Source organism: Pseudomonas rustica (assembly GCF_049959085.1).
In the GTDB taxonomy this organism is placed as follows: Bacteria; Pseudomonadota; Gammaproteobacteria; order Pseudomonadales; family Pseudomonadaceae; genus Aquipseudomonas; species Aquipseudomonas rustica.
The window spans coordinates 1,549,508-1,568,951 of the sequence record NZ_CP188200.1 but is presented as its reverse complement, the minus strand read 5'-3'; the positions used below and the strand labels follow the sequence as shown (position 1 = coordinate 1,568,951).

The following is a 19,444-nucleotide window of genomic DNA, read 5'->3' as shown; positions in this document are numbered from 1 at the left end:
GACCATACTGCGATTTCGCACTCATCCCTTGCGAGCTCCGCACTTACCTAAAGTAAAACCGCACTCGACCAGAGTGATTTCGCACTCCAATACTACGATTTCGCATTCACGCCTTGCGAAAGTTTCGGTATACAAGCAAATAAATCAAAATAATTAGCAAAACCACTAGCCCCACCTAAAACTCCTTTTGCACAATAGATCTAGAGCTTCTTTTTAGCCAGTTGTGTCTGTGTCAGACAAGCAGGACTAGATACTCACATCCCTCCGGGTGTTGCGTGATTGCCTCGACAATAAAGAAATAAAGTGAGTCAAGATGAAGAACACTGAGAAGCAGAATAAAGAGACTAGGATCACTTTCAGACTTAACAAGTCTGAGTTAGATATCCTGAATGCAAAGATGGCTGAAGCAGGCTATAAGTCCGCTGGAGCGTTTATCCGTGACTACGTTGCCAATGGGCAGGTGAAGCCCAAAGTCACCCAGGACATTGTTCAGATCGCCCGTGAGCTCATGAACCTCGCCTCGATGATCAACGCAGACCGTCCAGGCTCCGAACTGCTTGAGAAAGTGAAGTACATCGCCCAAGTCAACTTTGGGGGAGTTGCATGATCGGCAAGATTTTTCCTAAGTCAGTAGGCTCGTTTAAGAACCGGATTCGGTACATTTTTGGCTGCACCAAGCACGATCACGAAATCAGCGGAATCCGGACGATCAGCCACAACACTATGAGCAAAGATCCGCTGCCAGGAGTCCTTCAGGGTAACGAAGCAGACCTCGCGGAGATGATCAAGGAGTTCGACCAGATTGAGACCCTTCGCCGCTTCTCAATCGACTCTGATAAAGCCATCAAGCCAGTCTTCCACGCAATACTGTCCCTTCGGCCCGGAGAGTCCCTGACGACCGCACAGTGGCGCACAGCCGTCCATACCTACATGACAGACCTGGGCTTCAACGAGACCAACCAGTACGTCGCTGTAATGCACCAAGACAAAGAACACCACCACGTCCACATCGTCGCCAACAGGATCAGGCTCAACGATGACTTCTCCATGGTCAAAGACAGCAACGAGCGAAGCATCAGCCTCGACTCAGTGTCGGACATAGAAGATCGCTTCGGCCTCACCAAAGCACCGAAGCCCAAGGACACATGGGGCGCCTCGATCACTCACGCAGAGCTCCAAGCCTCGATCCGCGACGGCGACCTGCCGTTGAAGCACAAGATGATCGCGAAGATCGCAGGCGCTATCGAAGCCACCAACGCCGTCGATGGCGATATGTTCACGTTCACCCGGCTACTCAGGAAGCAAAAGGTCTATATCAACCTGACCCTCAACGAGGACGGCCAACCAAAAGGAATATCGTTTGAGTTTGACGGCAAATATATAAGTGGCAGACAGCTCAAGCGCTCAAGACTCACATGGCACAAACTAACTACGCAGGAAGGAATACATTATGACCCCGAAACCATTCGTGAACTTCAGGATGACATTGCGAGAAGAGATAGCGAAGAACAAGAAAGAGCTCGAATCTATTACTTTGAGTTTGTTTCAACTTCAGGAAAGAGAAGAAGCCCGATCTACGTCAGGTTTACAGCCAGGGACTATGAAGTCCAGAAAATGATTCAGGAGGTTCTTGAGCTGCTGGATGCTATTTTTGATGAGCTATTTAAGCCAAGGGAATGCAGGTTGATGCGCAGTTACATAGAGTACATACCAGGCCAGCCGCTGGAGCTAGAAGAGGAACAGGCTCCAGCGCTATAAGATCTCGTTAGTCAGTTAGTACGCAGGAGGGCTGAGTCAGCCTTCCTTTACTGCGCCTTCTATCTTGGACTCTATGGCTTTGGCTCAGTAGAAGATATTGGCGCTTAAAGGGTAGCTGGACGTGTATTCGGTGGCTCACCAGATGCCTGCAACGAGCTGAATAAACGGGTCTGGAACAGGGTATTTGAGTAATGCTGACAGCATGCAAAATTCAGTCAGAGAGCTTATTCATGCAGAACGGCATTTGGCACGCCCTTCGGGCCAGCTGTCGTGAATCAAGCCAACCATTTTCAATGGCTATCTTGCCCCTCCGGGTTTCCATCTTCGTGCCTGCGTGCTCCGCTTGCCTGATGTGACAGTCCTCCAACGCATCAGCCCCAGCTGCCGTGCTTGGGCAAACTTGTATATCTTCAGAAAAAACTCACTTCAGGCTCAAGGTTTTCCGAAACCAACCGTTTGTGATGGGTAAGTACCCTTTTTGAGCGACGGCTTTGACCCTCTCTACACATGACTTCGCACAACGCCTGAACGGCGCCTTGTCGTTCCCCTTCACGATTCTCGGCAACCGACAACGGCGCACATGGGAGCGGTTGATCGGCTACATCGAATCCTCAGCCTGCACATCCGAATTCAACAAAGCGGCAGCCTATGCCGAGGGCTTTGCACATGCATTGGCCGATAGCGGCCAGATCGATATCTCCACGGATCGAGATCTTCTGATCATTGCTACGGTTGACGCCTGGCGATGCGCCCGTACTTACCCGAATACTTCGACCAACCTGAGCTACCAGGAAAACCATGACTTCCTTTTTTAAACGCTACGCCGACGGCGGAACATCAGACCTACACATCCATATGCCGCAGCGTCTTCTGCCCACGACCGTCAGTCATTGTCCCATCGAGGTCTTAGTGGGCCACTGGGAAAAGTATCTCGTAGATCCCTCCTCCGCTCATGAGCATTGTCCATGGGCAGCGCGATTCGTTATGGGCATGCCCGTGCCAACTTGGTCGCGCGGGCTGGAATGGAACATCGGACAGAAGTCTCGCTTCATCTCAGCAGTATGGTCAGGTGGGGATCTGGGGAGCTACCTCACGAATGACTGGTACGAGCCAGAGATCGCTGGCAGGGTATTGGCCGAAAACAGCGAGATTCTGGTTGATGGTCAGCAACGGCTTAACAGCCTTGAAGAGTATTTCCTCGACCGCCTTGCAGTCCCAGATGCACAAGGACAGCCGAGGATTTGGTCTGAGCTCGGCAACGGCGAAAGGAAACGCTTTCTGTCGACGATCTTTACCCATGTCAGAGTCTCGTCTGGTGAGGAGGTAGCATTACGCAGGACATACGATCTTTGCGCGCAGGGCGTAGTGCCTCGGTCATTTGATCAACGAGCTGTTAGATAACCTTTTAATCAAGGCGGTCGGGCGTATCCCTTCGGGAGCGGCTGTCGTAAACCGAGCCCCGCTACGCTGCGTCTCGGCCCTTCGGGCTTCCATCCTTACGCTCTTCGACCATCATGGTCTGCGCGCTCCGCTTGCAGAGCGATCCGACTCACCTTCTTGCTTGGACATTGGCTACCGCTCCCACATACTGCTGAGCATCCGATCAAAGACGAGGCCGGGCAGATGGGTTGGCTATTTTGGAAAGACAAGCGCCCCGAGTGGGTTCAGGCAGAGGAACGGGAGTTCATCAAGGCAGCCAACAGCCTGAAGTCGCTTCAGACAACGCCTCGCGGCGGCGTGCGAATTGATCCCGAGGAGCTTAGGGATCAGATCCTTGAGGCCCGAGAGTTATACAAAGACTTGGTTAAAAAGTAGCACTACAGACATCCATAATCACACCTTTCGGCCTTACCTGCCGGCGCGCTCTGGTTGCATCGTCAGGCTGTGCGAGTACAGACAGTGGTGTGGATGCTAAATAGCCCCCATCACGAGACGTTCACCAAGCAATATCAGCTTCGGAATGTACTCTGGGTCGCCAGATGTCTTGGGAACGTGCGAGTCGCTATGGATTCGTCGGAGCTGAATCACTACTTCATGAGCAATGCGCTGAGCGTCCTTTGTCCCCCACCACTGGACAAGCCCTGCTGCAATAAGCGAGGCATCACTTCCTTCGCGGCCCACTGTCATCAGGAGGTTCGTCGTTAGTTTCAAATGCGTATCGAAGCTAGCAAGCAAGTATTGAACGTTCCCAGGCTCAACGCTCTCGTTTGACCGACGGATAAAATCGCTCAGATGAGTGATATCCCAAGCAGCGTTCCTCACCCCGGCGATTGCCGCCATCCGGTCAGCAGACCTGCTGTTCTTGAACACGCCTTTGCGGGAAGGCGAATGGGTACCGAGGTACACACATGCAAGCATTAGAGCCGGCCCCGCGAATACAAGGCTCGTACTCATCCACTCTAAAAGATGGAGCATCTTGTCGACTTGCTTGCCCGGGGAAAGGTCTAACTCCAGAATTTTGAGCGCGGTGATGTAATTGCGATTCCAGCGTTTCAATGGCAGCTCTAGGTTGAGGCTCGGTGCCTCAACTGGGGCATAAGTGCGTGATACGCGATTTGTCCTACCGAGTGCTACGTTCAACATATCCTGCGGAGGTGCATTGTCAGCCGCTCTGAACCAGCCAAGCTCCTCCTCCGCGCAGGTGTTACCACAGCGATGAGCCAATTCATGGAATGAGATGCCTGGTTCAAAATCGATATCTAGAAGTTGAGCAAACCCTAGTAGTGCTGCTGAGAGCTTGAGCTGTTTATCATTAACAGTTTCTTTCCCCTTCACCAATTGCGCGATACGAGAGGCGACGTTCCGATCCGGCAAAATGATCGTACGTATGCCTTGGTCTTGGGCATAAAAATAAACTGCTGGCTCGTAAATACCTGCGTCGGGAGCAAGGTAACCGGGAATCAACATACCTGCAGTTTTCAGTACCTCGCTGACCTCAAACAGGTCGCCCACTGGGAAATCAATCGGCAGCAACCATTCTGTCTTTTTAGGTTTCGCTTTCAATCTACCTACCTTGAGGAAATCGACCATCCACACACCATTGAGCACTTGATCACTGAGCACTAAGCACTACGCACTAAGCACTACGCACTAAGCACTAAGCACTAAGCACCGGCCTATGATCAGCAGGGCGTTGGCATAGACAAGGTGCCAAATGGGCTTCCTATCCCGCTAAGGGATGATTCCGCCGGGGATATCTGAAGATTCTTATCACCTACCTGGCCTCGGGGAACTGGCCGTGGTGCACATTTACGGGGGCCATCACTTGGAACGCTCTTGATAGCCAACCTTGAGAAACCTGTCGGCCTTTGTGAAGGCCGCACGTTTCAAGCCTTCAAGATCCAATCTCAAGCGAGAGTTGAGATCTGCCTCGTAGATCTTGTCACTATTCAACGTAAGAATGTATTGTCGATTTTTAAGCGTTTCAACATTATCACTGAGATAATTCAGGCTTTTCAAAAGAGTGTCGTAATCAACATCGAAAATGTTGTCATGAATCAGCATACCTGGATGTCTCTTATGAATTTCAGAGCATGTCAGCAGGCCGATGTCATACAAGAATACTTTTTCGCGCTCGTTGCTATGGCTGCCATCATCATAAATTCGCAAATCGAAATTTACGACTTCTTTTTTCTTCGTGATTTCCACTTCAAAGGAGCCATGTCGATTCCCCGCGACTACCTCGTGCACATCAAGGATTGTTTGCTCGAGAGACTTGATAACGTTAGATGCGTTTGCCACGAAACTATCGAGCAGAAATATCAAGCCATCACGCTCGTTGCTCTTGTCCTTCTTTTCTCGCTCGTACTCTGAATGCTTTCTTATAAAAGCAGACAGCGAAGCATGATCTTCCAATTTTTTCTGGTAGGTTGCGATAGTCTGACGAAGGTTTTTTAATGCACCCTTATGATCAATCAATGTCAGCTTTTCTCGATACAGTCGATCAAGACGGATAATATTATCTTCAATTACTTTAAGGGTACTCTCCAGCTCTTCTCGACGACCATCAATCAAAGTTCTCTGAAAATTATCGATTTTCTTCTTGAACGCAGTAACCTCTTCAAGCTGCTTCTTGATGAGGTCTCCCAGACCTACCTTAAACTGATTGTAGAGTTCCGCCACCTCTACTTCATCAATGTAGTTATCACCGCGAAACATCTTGATTTTCGAAAGCTCGGACTTTATGACAGCTTGGCGAGATCTAAACTCTTCAATCTGCGTTTCAATCTCAACTACCTCATCCCTAACAATGTTGTAACCTTCGATATTTTCTAGCTGTTCCATCTCGCGATGGATTCTGCCGACCTGACTGGTCAGTTGGTTCAAGTCCGCCTTGGCTTCAGATATATTCTTGCCAGTGATTGATACTATGTTTTCTTTGGACTTGGAGATTGCTTTAGCGAGCTTATCTATTTCGTTCGATAAAGATTTTGCCTGCCTGTATGGTTTAGGATCAATTCCAAGCAAAAATAGGTGCGGAGTGTAGTCCGCCGGAATATTTCGATTGGTATCAAAGCATTTTACAATGGATTTAAATTCCGACCGTTCATCCCGAATGATCGGCCCCATCAATGAACGAAAAGATGGGATGCTTTCATTGTCACTAGCACCATAAAGAAGACTCGTCAGAAAGCTAGTCGCATCCTCAATTTCAATGACGGGAACGATATTTCCATCGATGATGAGAGTTGGAGACTTATGATTCTCGATGCTTCGCTTGATCGTGATTGGCGTATTGTTAATTTCTATATCTATACAGATTAGGGTGCTGTGTGGGAAGGCTTCATCTGGGATCAGCGAAACACGACTTTCCTCGTGCCGCTTAAGCAAACCGTAGTTTATGAACTCTACGGCCATCGACTTACCGACACCGTTGGTCTTGACGTTGTCTTTAGTCGTCTCGCCTAGGATAAGGTTTATTCCATCAACGAAGGTAATTGAATCGAAAACCCGAGGTTCACTGTATAGCTTTCTAATTCTTAGCATTTCGCTACCAAATATGGCTCTTGGAAATCTATGACATCAAGAGAATACAAGAAAATTATCGCGTAATAGATGCTTCTAGCACTGACCCCACCAGGCTTTGTAATTTTTTTTGCCACATCAAATATGCTAACCCGAGCCTCTCCTGATTCTTGTAGAAGTTTTAGAATCTCAAAGCCGAGCATAGGAGCCGACTTTCTCAGGTCATCATCTTTAGAAAATAGATTAGACAAGTGCAGTGTCCTTGTAGGGGAAGACATTGCATTTCATCAACTGGTCGATTACGAAAAACTCACCTGCCCCTCTATCGAAGGTGTAGCCGTTTTTTTCAAGGAGATCGCTGAAGCCTGCGATCAGCTGATCCAACGCCTGCTTGGGGTTACCGCAGCACTCCTTGAGTATGGAGTCACTGCGCCTCTTTAGGTAGGTAGCAGCTCGGCGAATTTTAACCTGCCCAAAATCAGCTTCTTTCTTAACGGCTTCTAAAATAGCACCGTACTCGATATAACCATCGCTATACATATCGACGAGGAAGTCTGCATGATCAGCGAAGCGTTGATAGACCTTCTCCTCTGGAATGGGCTCTTCAAGATACCCATTACCGGCATCTTCATGCTTCTCGTCACTGATATATTCGATTATTCCAAGTATCGTCATAACCTCGTTGGCAAGGCTCTGTTGTGCCGGAGGCGCAATCTCAGCGTCCAGGAAATCTACAATTGCTTTTAGCCTTTGCAAATCAGGATCACTGGTGATTTTCTTGATTAGATCCTCAACATCAATGATGTCAGTTTTGGTATCGAGAAAATACTCAACCCCGCCAACGGTGGGTGCCTCATGATTGGATTTTCTAACTATATTCAGGATGAGCAGCTTATCAAACTGTTCATAGAGATTTTTTTCTATAAATTTTTCAACAGTATACTTTGTCTTGGCTAGTGCCGAAGTCGATGTTACCTGTATCGCGATCCTCTTCTCACTATCGCCAAGATCTATCGCGGCGGCATTGAGGTCAAGGATGTTAATATTCTTGAGGTTATACCCATAAACCAAATTCAAGAGGCCGCAGTAGAAATCTTCGGCTCCCCTGTTGATATCCGTCAAACTAAGGCTATTGTTAAGCTCGACTTCATTTTTGAGCCAACCTAGCCATTTAATTATTTTTTTCTGATAATCAACTCGATTCATGCTCTACGCCCCTCCTCCCTGGCGTATGAGAGTATATGAAGAATGCGACCTACGGAGAAGAGAATGATGGCACTCTGCAATTTTGCCTGCTCTCCGTCGCTAAAATCATGCAGCGCTGTATGAATACACAGCAACATCGCTTGACCATCGACCATTTCAGAATCGCAGGAACCGGGACACGCTCTGCTGCAACGTGACGACAGCATGTAATGAGCCGGAACCATGGGACGTAAAGGGTGCCCGCCTAGGTGCCTTTGGGTTGAACTGCACCCATGCGCTTCAGGATGTCTCCGGCCTTGGAACATTCTTGGCGGTGCGCTGGATCAAAAGCGCAGACCGAACGGAACAGACGTGCTCAATTGGAGCCGCCTGATTCGGCTCTCTCAACCAGGAGAAAGGGATGTCAATGCAAGATAATGCTGTAGCTTCCATCCGACTCGGGGTGGAGGATTTCAAAGCTGCGGAACACGATGAAGCCCGAGCCCTCTCCTCTATTCGAAATCTGACCTCGGGTCTACTGTTGCTCTTCAAAGTCAAGCTGCAGGCTATGAGCCCACCAGGTTCAAATGAGACACTACTCAAAGAGAGGGTGGCTCCAACTCAAGGAGTTGACGACCAGGTCATTTGGGTCGGTAGCGGCATCAAGACCGTCGATGTCGTGACGATAATTTCCCGGCTGGAGGGGCTAGGTGTCGACGGAGTCGAATGGAAATTACTGAAGGCGCTCACCGATATTAGAAATGAGGTAGAGCATTACCACAGCACCCGGCCCACCTCCGTACTGCTGGAGACCGTAGCGAACTGCTTCCACCTGATACAGCAGTTCGTGCCCAGGTATCTCGAAATCAGCCCCGCCAGCCTGCTGGGAGCAGATATTTGGTCATTCCTGACTGAGCACGAGGCATTCTACGGGTGTGAGCGGAAAGCTTGCCTAGAGTCACTCAGCCAAGTTCGCAGGCCAACCGACATCCTTGCCGGCGCCTTGGAGCACATTAGCTGCCCGCACTGTAAAGCCAAGCTCATGAAGGCTTTGGGGAACCTCAAATCACTCCCGCAAACGAGTTTTCACTGCACCCGTTGCGGAGCAGTATCGCAGTTTGGTGATGTGGTTGACGCTGTGCTCGTTGAGCGATATTACGCGGACTTATACATCGCCGCCACGCAGGGCGGAGAGAGCCCATTGGAGCTATGTGATCACTGTGAACATGAATCATACGTTGTCGAGGAACAGCGCTGCGCCATTTGTGGGGAGGGCGCCAAAGCCCCCGAATGTAGGCAATGCGGGGCGACACTTGATGACGATGTGGGCATTGAGGGCATTTATTCGGATCTGCTGTGCGGCCATTGTCGCTACGTGCTGGAAATGGATTAAAGAAAACGTTCCGAAGGTAGGCTGGCCACCTTCACGGTGGTCTTCTGCGCCTATTCACGCGTATGCCAGATCATCATCCATTTTCAGTGCCTCGATTTGAACCAGTTGCCAGCCGGCGATAAAGGTCGGCCAGGAGGCGAGCATCCAACAGCGCGTGGTGTGGAAGTTCTGGCAGCACCACGTCGCCAATATCATCCGCTTCGAGATGCCTGAATATCAGGATCAGGTTAGTCGCGCGATTGGCAACGTTACCTGGCCAACGATGATTCACGTAGGCCAGTTGGCAGAAGAGATCCCAATCCCAATCCGGCGCGTCCGAGCAAACCTCGAGGGGGCCTTTCAGGTTGCTCAGGAAAGCAAGTAGTGAGGATTGAGATTCGACCAAGGTTTGCCCGTGTGCAGCCAGGTTGAGCTGTGGCAGGACATTTTGAATCACAAAGTCGCTGCAGTCCTGAGTCACGTACGTGTCTGTGAGCTCGACGTAGTATTCGTGCCCGGCTTCGGACACGAGTGCCAGCGAAATCAATTTCGTGTCTCGATTGAGCCGAGTGAACTCGCAGTCCAAAAATAGCTTCATCCCCTCCTCCCTGTGAATACCTGGTCATGCCTGCCGGTGTACCTTTGGCAACACGATCAAAGCCGGCTGGTTTCTTCTATGACTTTAACTGATAGTCCTGACGAGTCTATGCCTGCACTCACGGCAAGGGAGGTTTGCCAGGTGCTGCGCGATGCCATCTTCGGGCGGCGCACGATGGTGAGAGTGTGCGCACAGACTTGGGACGAGCTTTATGCCGGGATGTTCATGGTCGACATCGAGGGATGGAGGATTACGATCTTCAACGACTGTGATGAGCTCGATTACTGCGAGCAGTGCGTGAGCCCGGATGGATAGCTTTGGTCGTTCAATTCAGGTGATCGATATGGGACTGACCCGGTAGCTCTGCTCAGCACGTGGGAACATTAGACACTTGATCGGCTATTGAAGACACTGTCATAAGGGTTGGATAGCGACGGGTCATCACCAAATGATCCCCACGCACCCTAGCTTTAACAGTTACGTGTCAGGTTTGCTTCGGCCCCATCAACCCTGAAAAAACCTCACCAAGTAACGCGCTCATTTCTCGTGTTGAAAGCCAGCTGGCATTACTTCCTATTTGCACCTGAAGATCGGCAGCACGCCCACTCTGGTGGGCGCAGATGAAATACCCCATAGAGCACTTGGCGATCTCAAGCGGCAGGTTCTGTAGAGGCGATGACAAGAAGGTATTCGTAGCACCAAGAAGATATCTGTCCGAAGCCAGCGGCAGAACCACGTGCACGAGCTCATCATCCTTATCCATGAACGGCTTGAAGGAGCGCTCGCCTCGCACTTGGAACAGTACGACGGAATCCCCAAGCGGCAGATCGCCAGGCGCGAATTTCTGAACAGAATAGTGGAGAGCACTGAAGCGGTGAGCACGGGCAGCTGGCGATACGGATTCACTGAGCACACGAACATGACTGTTTCTGACCAAGCTCGGGATTGAAGACTTGATGCGCTCCAACAGGACAGGCATCTGGGTGGCAAAAATCGCAACAAGCGGCTCGATCATCTGGTCGAGGAGTGATTCATCAGTAGAGAGCAAAGCCTGAACTTGCTGCGGACTAACACCCCGTTCTGCTAAAGCGCGTTCAAAGGTTGGAGAGCCTGGTTTGAAGTGATTTTTTACCAACACTCTGAGGTTAGCGGGGTCTGATAGATACCCAAAAACGCCAGTGGCACACCCCTCGACCATTGACTGCATATTTTGGCGAAAGTGGCGGCTTCTGGTTTCTAGATGAGCTAACAATTGTGGAATTCTCTCGACCACTGCCCCACTCAGGTCGCCGGCACGTAGGCTCTCGATTAATGGTGCATAAATTTGCTCTTCGTTGGTGATCTGAACGTCCAGATCAGGCTCGCTGTCGATAGCGTAGAAATGCCTTTCAAGCCCTACATCTTGAATGTTCGCAGATCTGGCTGGCTTATTCTGTTCATACACCCAGCACCGAACGATTTTGCCGTTACTTGGAGATCTGAACCCTTTCTGCAAAAACTTTGGAATGAAGTGCTGTCGTACCCCTGACATGTCGCATCTCCTCTCTGATCTCTGATCCCCCCCTCGCGGATGTACTCGTAATCGCTAAGGGGTACAAACCTCTGCAAGTCTTCCTCGGCCTGTCCGACCTCATCATTTTTTTGATTGTAGTCACCTGGTAGTTCTGAAGGCCGTCCTACTCGATCAATCACAACCGCCGTGCCAACCAGTTCCCTCGCTGATTGGGTGTAGATCCTGCTGGGATTTGCTAAGGCATGCTGGTTCTCGGTCGATAAACGAGACGGGATCGGCTCGTCTGTAAGACTCCTTTCCCACTTAGGCCCGTGCAAGCGGGATACATCGCTTCAATGGAGTTAATTTTTAGGCTATGACCGCACCACACGCAGCAAACTATCCACGCCCCGCAGACTGGAAGCAATTCGAGCGTCTTTCCATAGCGCTTATGAGCTGCGTATTTGGCAGCCGCTTCGATCAGTATGGCCGTGAAGGCCAACGACAGGATGGAGTCGACCTCTACTGCCGCCTCAAAGATGGCTCCATCATCGCCGTCCAGTGCAAAGGTCGGAACGGCAACCTTGGGAAGAAGCTCACAGTCGGAGAGGTCGATAAGGCTGTGCAGGAGACCGAAAGCTTTCTTATCAAGATCGACCGCTTTTTCATCCTCACCACCAGTCCACATGATGCCGCATTAACCAACCGTGCATTGGAGCTGACGGAACAACGAGCCCTTGTCGGAAAAGGATCGGTAGAGGTTTGGGGCTGGGAATCGCTTGAGAACATCATCCGAGAAAATGCCTCTCTGCAGGATTCGTTCTATTCCGAGTACAAACCCAAAATTTCTCTTCGCGGATGGATCTTGAGGCTAGGTTTGGCGAGCTGCTTGGCGATATCCTGCTTTGTCGGGGTTCACAGGTATCTCGCGTATCAAGCAGACTCAGCACAAATGAATGAGGCGACAATCCAAGGCCTCGCTGAGTACATGAGTCTTAATGATCGTTTGATCTCTATCTATGATGGCTGTCTGGGGATGCTTGATAAGGGTACCTTCGCCTTTTCGTATTCTTTCCAACAGTTCTGCATAGTCCCAGTAGAGCGCAACCTGAACGCCATGGAGCATCAGGTTCAACACGCAAGCATGAAGATTGATCCTGCGGCCATCAACCAACTGGACGTGCTGCTTGATCTCTTGAGGGAGGATTATCGCCAGGGTTTGATCGCCAATCAAATGGTTGGTTTTTTTGAGCAGGGGATCATTGATAGCCAGAAGGCATTGTGCACTCCCAACAACTCCGATGCGTCTACGGAAATCCTGAAAGGGCTGCGCAAGCCCGCCGATGATGCGATGAATCGGCAGCTCGAGTTCTATTTCATCCTGCGCGATTTCATTCTTCCTGGACTTCAGTCGATGCAGGCCAACGTGCTGGTAGCGGCTCGACAAAGCAACCGACGGGGTGTCTCAGATCAGATGCTGAGCGACGCTCGGGAGCTGAGTGAACTTCTCAAGCAACGCCACCAGTACAGAATGGAAGAACCGCAGCAGCCGTTCACCCTATCTGCAGTCAAACAGTGGAGTTCACGAGAGATAAGGATCTCGGGTGACATGGACACTAGGATTGAGGATGCAAGATACGCTCAAGTTCTGCTCCATGGGATTCAAGCTTCGCTTTATGGGAAGCACGAAGAAGTGAAATCGCTGATCGCGTGCGGTGTGTTCGTTAAAAATGCCGAAGCAATCATTAAAAAGGATGAAGAGGCCATTAGGGCTTCAGCCACTCCAGCCACATAGAGCCAGACGAAAGGCGTCGTCTGCACTTTGCGGATCACGCCTTCAACCGTAAACGGCTTTACGCGCTCCCTTGAACCGGTAGGCGCTGTTTGGCTCAGTTATTTTAGCCCCACGTTCTCGCCGCGAGCTAAGCCCGTAAAGCTTGAGATGCTTGAAGAGCATCTTTTCCTCGAGTGTTTGATCCCTCAAATCTGAATCCGAGCCGGTTCGCATTCGATAATCACGTCCCAGATTCTCCAAGATCTGGCTTCAAGTGAATACGCGCAGCTAGTGAGGCTTTGAAGCAGCTGGTACGCCTGCTCACCCGTTAGCAGGTAATCGACGTTGCCTTAACCGAATAGGATCCCACCGTCATGCATTGTCCTGATGCAGAGCGTTTGCTGGATGGTCTGGGTCGGCACCTTCACCCTCATACGTCCAACAAACGCCGAAAAATCGGAACGACGCGCCTTTACCATGGATCGTACCGTCCGAATACCTGAAAGCTACTCGATCTCCAGGGAGCGGAGATATTTTCACGAGTCGTCCGCCGTCCCAAGGCATGCTCGGAATATCCAAGCCTGAGCGCATTAAAGACATCAACAGCCCTTGGGCAATAGCGTCGGCCTGTCGAGCACTCAATTGATACCGCGAGTCTCCGAGTGACATATCGACGGTGCAACCGTCTTCCGTTGTGGCAGAAACATGACTGCCTGCCCGGTGGGTAAATTCGATACTTTGCGGCACATAAGATGGCCGAGAGTTTTTGAGCGGTACTGCGCTCATTGCCGGCACTCCGCATGGTTTTATATACCTAACGGTTTTCGGAACGGCGAAACTTTAGCTCGCGAGAAATTATGCTGTTACTCAGTGTGATCGCCATACGGAACTTCCATGAAGCAGCCATGTTCGACTTTTACCTCAAGCGCGTCTCCCGCGAAAACTACATAACAGGCAAGGCCGCCATCAATTTTCCACATCCTGGAAGCACCACGGGTGGCTGGCATTTCCTTTCCTATTTTGATCGGGAATCCGGCGTGGGTAAGGTGTCGTTAGCAGGCATTCATTACCCTGACACCACAGCCTACTTTGGTGACCTTGGCATCATCGACGTGACCGATGAGCTAGCAAAGCGTGGATGGTCTGTGGATGGCCATCGCCTGTTCATGGCCGATCACTACAGAGCCGCTGCGGACATGATCGTGAGATGGGCGCTGAGCGAGTCCAACCACTGCAGCGTCGAAATTGATGACTGGTTTCGCTCTCGTCCGGAGAGACAGCGACTGCTTGAGATTCTAGATACAGGAAGGTCAAAGCTTTCCGAGGTGGGGCGATGGCAAAAAGTGGAAGCTTGGCTTCGTGCGCAAACCTTCAGATAGGGTATTCGCTATCCTAGATGGAGCGTGGTGCCGGTGCTAAGTGGTGCGTCGGCCCCAAGGGCCCCAGGTCGGTGGATTTTCGACGATATCAATCGATGCGCTGAGCTCGTCTTGCATGCGCTCGAAAACCCTGTCGAGAGTCGGATTGGCTTTTGACTCCCTCAATGCGCTAACCAGTTGGAGCAGCTCGCGGCCCTGCGCTAAAGACATCTGGACGTCGCAGTAGACAGTGTCGTCATCGTCTGTCATTCCCATCGAAAAATCCTCGCAGTATGGTCTTGGCCTCTGTTCCCGCGACCGGCGTTAGACCGTGCCCCTTCGGGGATGGGCTGTCGTAAACCGAGCCTTGGCGCAAACGCCGGCATCTCGGCCCTTCGGGCATCCATCCCACACGCCTGCGCGCTCCGCTTGCCATGCCTACTAGGCACGTGATCACCTGCCTTCGGTTCGAGCGGTCGCACAAGCTGAGCTTCAACAAAGCTCAATGTACTCATCGCTTTCGCATAGCTGAGGGCGGCTATCCCCCCCTCTGATAGTTCAAGCTTCGAAAAAAGCACGGCAGGCGTTCATCAAAGCAGTTGCGTCATTTGAAGCTCGGTGGTGCTTGGTTGTCGGCAGTCGCCGGTAGATTTCACTGGCAGCCTCCCTGCCCACAAAAACTTCCAAAGGCTTCAACTCGAACGTGGGCAATAGATCTGCGGCCTCGAAAAGCACATCGAACCAAAAACTGTCTTGAGGTGAGTCGCTGCAAAGCACCTGGCCTGAAAACAGCTGATTCATATTTCTCGCTACAACGACTGGGGTATCACCTTCCTGATGTAACTGATCTTGAGTGAGACCGTGCATGTCTTGCGCGTCAAACGACCAGTGCGTCCAGTACCGGACGGGCTTGATAAGCGAGCTGAAGGAGGTCTCACTCGACACGACGGCGACCTCGATAGGATAGCTATCAGGAGCTATTCCAGAGGCTTCAAAATCAATAAAAAAAGAAGGCCGTTCCATCACGCTGCTCCTGTTTGAGGTTGCGATTTTCAGCGGTCACACCGACTGCTTGTGTGCTTGCGCCGCTATCGCTCGAACCAGCCGCTCTAGCTGGTAGCAGCCTGTGCAACCCGGTGATTTTGCAGATGCTGCATCTCACGCTCCCATTCAGTCAGAAATTTATCCCAGTCTGTGGCGTAGGGCCCATCAGGAATTCTGGTTGATCCGATGCTCGCTTGCAGAAAGCGTTCTCGCCAGGGCTGCGGGATATCGCGCTCCAAGATGATGGCGATTCCGGAGTTGTGACGCCTTACCGAGACAGAGTTACGAACCTCAATGAGTTCGAGTGGCTTATCGCTGCAGGGGGTGCCGTATCGCTCTTGGATGTGGAGCTCATCTAGGATAGTGAGGAGTTCGGAGGCATTCGGATCACCAGGATGGAAGCTGGCAAGCGCCCACAGAGCTCTTCGCCTAGTTCTCTCACGCTCGCGGAGTAAATCGCAGTTCATTTCAGCCTCCTTGTCACGAAGCTGGGCGGTGGTTATGGCGTGCCACCTTCGGCGAATGGCTGGCGTGAACCGAGCCACGGCAAACCGCGTCTCGGCCCTTCGGGCGCTCATCCTGCACGCCTGCGCGCTCCGCTTGCCTAATGTGTTGTGCGCCGGAATTCTGACTGAGTTTAATTTTCATCGAAATTGTGGCGCAAACATTTCGATTTACCGCCAGCCGCGAACATTACTCCTTATGAAACTTGCTGAAGCGACTCGACAGCGTGGAAGGGGCGATAATTTCCCAGGATTCCGGCCTCGAGGTGGCACTGAAAATCACCCAGGCACGCCAAAGGAAAAACAGCGCAACCAACCCTGCTTCAACTATCGTGACCACTGTAGCGTTATACATATAGCTTTGATCTTGTCCGAATAAGAAGATCAATGCGAATAAAGAAGGAAACCAGCCGATGAGAAATACCATGCAGAATGCGAGAGCGGCGGCTCCCGCCAAAATCATTGGCACCATGAGCCTAAAGGAAGTAGCGAACATTTTCTCGCCACTTTCTTTTTGGACACCATAAATCACACCAATATTTTTTTCTTTTTTACTACTATTCTTGAACAGCCCATAAAATGTCACACTTTGGCCAACCTCTAATTCTTCGTAAATTTTATTGGTCAATGTCAAATTAGGAATGATAGATCCATCAATACTGATCTTGGCTTTATACCCACCGTTCATGGGCATCACAGATCGGACATAGTCGAGCTTTCCGGAAACTTTTACGCAATCAAACTTCATTACAAAATTTACCTTTTATTCACGTAATAGAGTTCTGGAGCAGTTGAAATCTACAGCTTCCCAAATGTAACCATGTTCCGGTAGCAGGGAGGTGCGCGCGGAAGACCCTGCTGCGAGGAGCTCTGGCGTTTCCCTGCTGGTAGGCGATACGCAGTGATATCAACCAGCCACGCCCGAAGCTGAATATATTAGATGGAATGGGTTTTAGCAATGTGGCCTTATCCTCGCATTTGGAGATTCCAATGCTTGCTAGGGACTCACTTGCCGCTGTCCTACGCGTTCTCAGACGTGCCCGTGATCTGAAAGCAGAGGATTTTTCGACTGGCATCGACCCCACTCACGTGAACAACCTTGAAAACGGTAAAGTTAGCGTATCGCTTGAAACGCTCGAGTCCGTAGCAAAGATCCTTGACCTCCGAACCATCTCATTGCTGGTGCTCGCGACAAGTCTTCGCGAAAAAATATCGCCCCAAGAGTTACTGGCCGAAGTAAAAACAGAAGTACGCGAGTTTTCTTCGCCACGATTTTTGGCCGATTTCGCAAGCCAAATAGAAAATGGCGAGCTGGTACGCAGGCCGTCGGGAGCTCAGGTTTCCCAGAAAAAATTGGCTGCTGTACGAGAATGCAAGGTTGCGGGCATGACTCAGCGTGAGACAGTCATGAAGCTCGGTTTACCTGCCTCCACTGTGCAGCGTTACTGGCACAAGGAATAGTTTCATCACTACAGTGCTGTCGGGATTCTCAGAGCCTCTCCACACCCACCATTCCTGATTTGCCCATGCAGACCACTGACCAAAGGGTTCTGATATCTTTGGGGCAACAATCCATTGGCTCTACGTCATAAGCCGCCAATATCAGCAATGGATGGAACGCGCTGCGTACCAGCCTGTGAGAGTATTCGATGAAGCATGTCAGGCTAATACGACATGGAGAGAGCGCTGCGAACGCGGGCGAAGCCACTTTAGATCACGCGACCATTACTCTCACCCCGAGAGGAGTTGAGCAAGCGCAGCTGGTGGCATTGTCCCTCAACCATGCTCCGGCTCTGATCGTTGCCTCGCCTTTCACCCGAGCGCACTCAACCGCTATGGCGACCGCAGCGGTGTTTCCTCATATCCCTTTTGAAACTTGGCCCATCCAAGAATTCACTTACCTTGAACCCGCGCGATGCACTGGCACAACCGTCGCTGATCGGCGCGAATGGGTGGAGGCGTATTGGGCCAAAGCAGATCCTGGTTTCACGGATGGTGAAGGCGCTGAGTCATTTCTAGATTTCATAGCTAGAGCTCAGTCTTTCCTGGAGCGTCTTGCTGAACATCCCGCCCAAGACATCGTAGCGTTTTCGCATGGTCAGGTTATCAACGCGGTAGCCTGGCTGATTGAGCGCAAGCCGCTCGGCATTGATGGCGCGGCTATGTTGGACTGGCGCGAGTATGAGATCGCGAACCACGTGCCCAATTGTGGTGGTTACCTGCTATCGAAAGATCCCGACGAAGGCGGATGGAGAGTAAGCCGGTCAACCCCCGAGGAGCCACATATGGATGCCGCTTGGCGGGTGCCGGGCAGAGCCTATCAAGTAGCTCGTGATCCTTAGCGCTTGCTCATCGAAGAGCGAGCCGAGGCTCTCTCACTTTTAGGCTATCCATTGGTACTGGACGACGATATAGCTCTGAGCAGAGGCTCAAAGAGGCCAAGGAGGCAGCTCGTTCAGCGCAGGTTGGTGGCATTCACGAGCACGCTCCACCTGAGAAAGATCTGCGAGGGCTGTGAGAAGTGATCCTCGGTCGAAGTAGTGAAAAACACGCCGGCGGGAACAAGCGTTATGGCATGTGATTTTGCCTCAATGACGATCCGCTAGAACTTCGGTGCATCGCCTGTGGCTTCCGCAATGGTGACTAAAGCCTCCTCCATATTGGCGATGCTGTCTTGAAGCTTATGAAAAACCAATAGTAAAGCGCCGTCCACATCCACGGTCTGGTGGCCGCGAAGCGCACCTACTCTTTCATCCTCCATCTGCTGGAGACGGTTGACGCTCTCTCGCAGAGCCAACAGCTGATCAAAGATGACGCCGATTTGAGCTTGGCTTTGTTCACTCATTGATGCCACCCAAGCCTTGAATTGATTTCCCTTCGACAGGACGTATCGATCTGAGCCGGCACCTGCCTAACGTAGTCCCGCGCGTGCTCCAGGGCATCTGCACTCAAAGCAGCTAGATATGAAACAGCGTCATCAACGGTTGGGATCAAACCTTCAATGTCTTCGAATCTGGGCGGCAGTGCAGTCCAAATGACTGCGTCCAATTGGTGAAACAGTGCCCATTCGGCGATTACTCCCACTGGGGAGCCGCTGGTGGTAAAGACACCGATTCCATCCTCCCTGTCCTCTGGAATTTGTTCTCGGACACGCAAGGCCTCGCATGCCTCCTCAAGGTTTTTTACATTCAACACTGCCCATAGAACAGTGCATGGATGTGCATTCGCGCAGATCGCCGTTGCGAGCTCGCCCCCATCACCGACTCGCGCAAATTCGATGGGCAAATTGGGCCCATCCAAAAACCATTTGCTTGCGAGCGGTAATGCTCCAGGTTTCCAAATCAGAGATCCCCATCCTAGACATGCAATTACCATTGAAGAGTTCCTGTGATGAG

Annotated in this window: 18 protein-coding genes and 1 pseudogene; 10 read left to right on the top strand and 9 right to left on the bottom strand. The window is 51.1% G+C overall.

All coding sequences use genetic code 11. The features are described 5' to 3' along the window. Positions 1-313 precede the first annotated feature (313 nt). From ACP3TY_RS07420 to ACP3TY_RS07405, 4 genes are all read left to right on the top strand, one after another. Positions 314-607 carry a plasmid mobilization protein gene (locus tag ACP3TY_RS07420; protein ID WP_078732152.1) on the top strand — a complete coding sequence of 98 codons (294 nt, stop codon included), beginning with the start codon at positions 314-316 and terminating at the stop codon, positions 605-607. After that, the gene (locus ACP3TY_RS07415; protein ID WP_426619611.1) at positions 604-1,758 is read left to right on the top strand and encodes a relaxase/mobilization nuclease domain-containing protein; all 1,155 of its coding nucleotides are present in this window, start codon (positions 604-606) and stop codon (positions 1,756-1,758) included. The genes ACP3TY_RS07420 and ACP3TY_RS07415 overlap by 4 nt, the downstream gene beginning before the upstream one ends. Positions 1,759-2,249: 491 nt before the next feature. Further along, the gene (locus ACP3TY_RS07410; RefSeq protein WP_346637880.1) at positions 2,250-2,573 is read left to right on the top strand and encodes a hypothetical protein; all 324 of its coding nucleotides are present in this window, start codon (positions 2,250-2,252) and stop codon (positions 2,571-2,573) included. Further along, on the top strand, positions 2,557-3,159 hold the full coding sequence (locus tag ACP3TY_RS07405) for a hypothetical protein (RefSeq protein WP_346637881.1): 603 nt from the start codon (positions 2,557-2,559) through the stop codon (positions 3,157-3,159). Before ACP3TY_RS07410 ends, ACP3TY_RS07405 begins: the two co-directional genes overlap by 17 nt. A gap of 510 nt (positions 3,160-3,669) precedes the next feature. Here the strand turns inward: ACP3TY_RS07405 and ACP3TY_RS07400 are convergent. From ACP3TY_RS07400 to ACP3TY_RS07390, 3 genes are all read right to left on the bottom strand, one after another. Beyond that, positions 3,670-4,788, bottom strand: a complete 1,119-nt coding sequence (locus ACP3TY_RS07400) for a hypothetical protein (protein ID WP_346637882.1) — start codon at positions 4,786-4,788, stop codon at positions 3,670-3,672. Between the two features lie 231 nt (positions 4,789-5,019). Then, complete coding sequence (locus ACP3TY_RS07395) at positions 5,020-6,615, bottom strand: DUF2326 domain-containing protein (RefSeq protein ID WP_346637883.1); 1,596 nt, start codon at positions 6,613-6,615, stop codon at positions 5,020-5,022. Positions 6,616-6,966: 351 nt separating this feature from the next. Next, complete coding sequence (locus ACP3TY_RS07390; protein WP_426619610.1) at positions 6,967-7,929, bottom strand: SMEK domain-containing protein; 963 nt, start codon at positions 7,927-7,929, stop codon at positions 6,967-6,969. A 400-nt stretch (positions 7,930-8,329) separates the two neighbouring features. Here ACP3TY_RS07390 and ACP3TY_RS07385 point away from each other — a divergent pair, with 400 nt between their 5' ends. Continuing rightward, a complete protein-coding gene (locus tag ACP3TY_RS07385; protein ID WP_426619609.1) occupies positions 8,330-9,301 on the top strand; it encodes a hypothetical protein in 972 nt (323 codons plus the stop codon). A 73-nt stretch (positions 9,302-9,374) separates the two neighbouring features. Here the strand turns inward: ACP3TY_RS07385 and ACP3TY_RS07380 are convergent, their stop codons facing one another. Beyond that, positions 9,375-9,878, bottom strand: a complete 504-nt coding sequence (locus tag ACP3TY_RS07380; protein ID WP_346637886.1) for a hypothetical protein — start codon at positions 9,876-9,878, stop codon at positions 9,375-9,377. Positions 9,879-9,956: 78 nt separating this feature from the next. Here ACP3TY_RS07380 and ACP3TY_RS07375 point away from each other — a divergent pair. After that, positions 9,957-10,265 (top strand): annotated as a pseudogene (locus tag ACP3TY_RS07375) (DUF7693 family protein). A 97-nt stretch (positions 10,266-10,362) separates the two neighbouring features. Here ACP3TY_RS07375 and ACP3TY_RS07370 read toward each other — a convergent pair. Then, positions 10,363-11,409, bottom strand: a complete 1,047-nt coding sequence (locus tag ACP3TY_RS07370; RefSeq protein WP_426619608.1) for a DUF4238 domain-containing protein — start codon at positions 11,407-11,409, stop codon at positions 10,363-10,365. A 337-nt stretch (positions 11,410-11,746) separates the two neighbouring features. Here ACP3TY_RS07370 and ACP3TY_RS07365 point away from each other — a divergent pair, with 337 nt between their 5' ends. Together ACP3TY_RS07365 and ACP3TY_RS07360 are read left to right on the top strand one after the other, a co-directional pair. After that, entirely contained in the window at positions 11,747-13,165 is a 1,419-nt protein-coding gene (locus tag ACP3TY_RS07365) for a hypothetical protein (RefSeq protein ID WP_426619607.1), read from the top strand. An 836-nt stretch (positions 13,166-14,001) separates the two neighbouring features. Then, entirely contained in the window at positions 14,002-14,523 is a 522-nt protein-coding gene (locus ACP3TY_RS07360; protein WP_426619606.1) for a hypothetical protein, read from the top strand. A 36-nt stretch (positions 14,524-14,559) separates the two neighbouring features. On the opposite strand, the gene ACP3TY_RS07355 is transcribed toward ACP3TY_RS07360, so the two are convergent. The 3 genes from ACP3TY_RS07355 to ACP3TY_RS07345 form a co-directional block, all read right to left on the bottom strand. Next, positions 14,560-14,778: a hypothetical protein gene (locus ACP3TY_RS07355; protein WP_426619605.1), complete on the bottom strand. Its 219-nt coding sequence runs from the start codon at positions 14,776-14,778 to the stop codon at positions 14,560-14,562. A gap of 282 nt (positions 14,779-15,060) precedes the next feature. Next, the gene (locus ACP3TY_RS07350) at positions 15,061-15,525 is read right to left on the bottom strand and encodes a hypothetical protein (protein WP_426619604.1); all 465 of its coding nucleotides are present in this window, start codon (positions 15,523-15,525) and stop codon (positions 15,061-15,063) included. 714 nt (positions 15,526-16,239) lie between these two features. Then, entirely contained in the window at positions 16,240-16,797 is a 558-nt protein-coding gene (locus ACP3TY_RS07345; protein ID WP_426619603.1) for a hypothetical protein, read from the bottom strand. A 197-nt stretch (positions 16,798-16,994) separates the two neighbouring features. Between ACP3TY_RS07345 and ACP3TY_RS07340 the strand changes: the two genes are divergently transcribed. Together ACP3TY_RS07340 and ACP3TY_RS07335 are read left to right on the top strand one after the other, a co-directional pair. Continuing rightward, positions 16,995-17,510 carry a helix-turn-helix domain-containing protein gene (locus ACP3TY_RS07340; protein ID WP_426619602.1) on the top strand — a complete coding sequence of 172 codons (516 nt, stop codon included), beginning with the start codon at positions 16,995-16,997 and terminating at the stop codon, positions 17,508-17,510. Between the two features lie 188 nt (positions 17,511-17,698). Continuing rightward, entirely contained in the window at positions 17,699-18,391 is a 693-nt protein-coding gene (locus tag ACP3TY_RS07335) for a histidine phosphatase family protein (RefSeq protein ID WP_426619601.1), read from the top strand. Positions 18,392-18,651: 260 nt separating this feature from the next. Here ACP3TY_RS07335 and ACP3TY_RS07330 read toward each other — a convergent pair whose 3' ends face one another. Beyond that, entirely contained in the window at positions 18,652-18,894 is a 243-nt protein-coding gene (locus ACP3TY_RS07330) for a hypothetical protein (protein ID WP_426619600.1), read from the bottom strand. Positions 18,895-19,444 lie beyond the last annotated feature (550 nt).

Coding starts and splice junctions, on each gene's coding strand:
- ACP3TY_RS07365 (WP_426619607.1), top strand. CDS start 11,747: ATGACCGCACCACACGCAGCAAACTATCCACGCCCCGCAGACTGGAAG.
- ACP3TY_RS07390 (WP_426619610.1), bottom strand. CDS start 7,929: ATGAATCGAGTTGATTATCAGAAAAAAATAATTAAATGGCTAGGTTGG.
- ACP3TY_RS07335 (WP_426619601.1), top strand. CDS start 17,699: ATGAAGCATGTCAGGCTAATACGACATGGAGAGAGCGCTGCGAACGCG.
- ACP3TY_RS07350 (WP_426619604.1), bottom strand. CDS start 15,525: ATGGAACGGCCTTCTTTTTTTATTGATTTTGAAGCCTCTGGAATAGCT.
- ACP3TY_RS07385 (WP_426619609.1), top strand. CDS start 8,330: ATGTCAATGCAAGATAATGCTGTAGCTTCCATCCGACTCGGGGTGGAG.
- ACP3TY_RS07395 (WP_346637883.1), bottom strand. CDS start 6,615: ATGGCCGTAGAGTTCATAAACTACGGTTTGCTTAAGCGGCACGAGGAA.
- ACP3TY_RS07345 (WP_426619603.1), bottom strand. CDS start 16,797: ATGAAGTTTGATTGCGTAAAAGTTTCCGGAAAGCTCGACTATGTCCGA.
- ACP3TY_RS07400 (WP_346637882.1), bottom strand. CDS start 4,788: ATGGTCGATTTCCTCAAGGTAGGTAGATTGAAAGCGAAACCTAAAAAG.
- ACP3TY_RS07340 (WP_426619602.1), top strand. CDS start 16,995: ATGGGTTTTAGCAATGTGGCCTTATCCTCGCATTTGGAGATTCCAATG.
- ACP3TY_RS07405 (WP_346637881.1), top strand. CDS start 2,557: ATGACTTCCTTTTTTAAACGCTACGCCGACGGCGGAACATCAGACCTA.
- ACP3TY_RS07420 (WP_078732152.1), top strand. CDS start 314: ATGAAGAACACTGAGAAGCAGAATAAAGAGACTAGGATCACTTTCAGA.
- ACP3TY_RS07370 (WP_426619608.1), bottom strand. CDS start 11,409: ATGTCAGGGGTACGACAGCACTTCATTCCAAAGTTTTTGCAGAAAGGG.
- ACP3TY_RS07360 (WP_426619606.1), top strand. CDS start 14,002: ATGCTGTTACTCAGTGTGATCGCCATACGGAACTTCCATGAAGCAGCC.
- ACP3TY_RS07415 (WP_426619611.1), top strand. CDS start 604: ATGATCGGCAAGATTTTTCCTAAGTCAGTAGGCTCGTTTAAGAACCGG.
- ACP3TY_RS07380 (WP_346637886.1), bottom strand. CDS start 9,878: ATGAAGCTATTTTTGGACTGCGAGTTCACTCGGCTCAATCGAGACACG.
- ACP3TY_RS07330 (WP_426619600.1), bottom strand. CDS start 18,894: ATGAGTGAACAAAGCCAAGCTCAAATCGGCGTCATCTTTGATCAGCTG.
- ACP3TY_RS07355 (WP_426619605.1), bottom strand. CDS start 14,778: ATGGGAATGACAGACGATGACGACACTGTCTACTGCGACGTCCAGATG.